The 1,960-nt window shown below is 67.3% G+C and carries 2 protein-coding genes; one reads left to right on the forward strand and one right to left on the reverse strand.

Going from position 1 to position 1,960, the window contains the following annotated elements; genetic code table 11:
- Positions 1–855 (forward strand): HNH endonuclease signature motif containing protein (locus tag EJK91_RS21320; RefSeq protein ID WP_164518069.1); only part of this gene is annotated, 855 nt, incomplete at its 5' end.
- A 14-nt stretch (positions 856–869) separates the two neighbouring features.
- Here the strand turns inward: EJK91_RS21320 and EJK91_RS21325 are convergent.
- On the reverse strand, positions 870–1,960 hold a 1,091-nt coding region (locus EJK91_RS21325; protein WP_164518070.1), incomplete at its 5' end, for a sensor histidine kinase.

Raw genomic sequence — 1,960 nt, forward strand, 5'->3', positions numbered from 1 at the left:
GCCGATCATCTACATCCCGACGGCAACTACAGCGACGAACAACGAGCCAAACGCCGCGGGATTGTGCTCGGCCCCCAAGACCGTGACGGCATGAGCCCGATCAAGGGCTATCTCGACCCCCAAGCCCGCGCCACCCTCGATGCCGTACTGGCCCGCTGGGCCGCCCCCGGCATGTGCAACCCCCACGACGAGATCCCTTGCACCGGCGGCACATCCTCGCAAACCCAGATCGACACCGACACCCGCACTGGTGCGCAACGCAATCACGACGCCCTGACCGCCATGGGCCGCGCCCTACTCGCCTCAGGAAACCTCGGCCAGCACAACGGGTTACCCGCCACCATCATCGTCTCCACCACGTTGGCCGATCTGGAATCCGGCACCGGCAAAGCCCACACCGGCGGCGGCACCTGGCTACCCATCCGCGACGTCATCGCCCTAGCCGGCCACGCCCACCACTACCTACGCATCTACCAAGGCGCCGAAGAACTCGCCCTCTTCCACACCAAACGCCTCGCCAACCCCGCCCAACGCATCGTGCTGTACGCCAAAGAACGCGGCTGTTCCCACCCCAACTGCCCCACATCCGGCTACCACTGCGAAGTCCACCACGACCACGACTACGCCAAAACCCGCCGCACCGACATCACCGACCTCACCCTGCGCTGCGGCCCGCACCACCAACTCATCACCTCAGGCGGCTGGAAGACCCGCAAACGTCACGACGGCACCACCGAAACCCTGTCCCCACCGCATCTAGACCACGGTCAACCCCGGATCAACCACTATCACCATCCGGAAAAATTACTGAGCAACAACGATTCCGGCGACGAGGAAGACGACGAAGATCCGTAGGCGATTAGGTATTTCTAGCCATTCTGCTGGTCCTTCTCACGTGCCAGCGGCACGCTGAGCCGGAATGCCGCACCGGTTTGCCTCGGCAGACACTCGAGGTTGCCGTGATGCGCCTGCGCCAGTGCCCTGGCGATCGGCAGGCCTAGACCGGCGCCCCCGGAGTCGCGGTTACGCGCGTCGTCGAGGCGGACCAGCCGGTCGAACACCCGCTCGCGGTCGGAGTCGGGAACCCCGGGACCGGTATCGGTGACGGTTATTTCGGCGTCGTGTTCACCGCGGCCGGTGTGCACGGTGATCTCGCCGCCCTGCGGGGTGTGCCGACAGGCGTTGTCCAGCAGGTTGGTCAGGATCTGCGCGATGCGTTGGGGGTCGGCGTGCACCGGCAAAGTCTGACCGTCCCCGGTAAGGCGCACAGTCAGGTTGGGGGCCAACATCGCGGCACGGTCGACTTCGGCGGCCGCGATCTCGACCAAGTCGACGTCCTCACAGCGCAGTGCCGCCCCGGCGTCGATGCGCGCGATATCGAGCAGGTCGGCCACCAGCCGAGCGGCGCGGCGGGTTTCGCCCGCGAGTAATGTCGCGAATCGACCTCTGCGAGCCGCATTTCCGGTGTTGGCGGCGAGTTGCTGTGCCAGGGCCTGGATCCCGGCGATCGGAGTGCGAAGCTCGTGTGCGGCGTCGGAGAGGAAACGGCGGGTATTGGCCTCGGCTCGCTGCGCGGAATCTGCGGCTTGGCGTGCTTCGCGTTCGGCGGTCTCCAGAGCGTCGAGCATGCTGTCGAACGCGGCAGCGGCCTGACCGAGCTCGGTGTGCGGCCGGTCCGGGCGGAGTCGACGGCCCCGGTCGCCGTGGGCGATCAGCTGCGCAGTCGTGGTCATTCGCTGCAAGGGGGCAAGTGCCCGAGCGGCGGCGAGGCCGACGAGCAACGCGACCAACCCGAGCCCGATCGCGCCGCCGACGAGCAGGTCGTACCGCAGCTCCGAATGGCGCGCGCTGATCCCCGACGTGTCGGCCACCAGGGTCAGTGTTGAGCCGTCCGGCAGCAGGCGGGTCACTGTGGTGCTGGTCCACTCGCCGGGAGGTGGTGGTGGCGGCGGTGGTGGCG

This window comes from Mycobacterium sp. P7213 (genome assembly GCF_900604305.1).
Taxonomy (GTDB): Bacteria; Actinomycetota; Actinomycetes; order Mycobacteriales; family Mycobacteriaceae; genus Mycobacterium.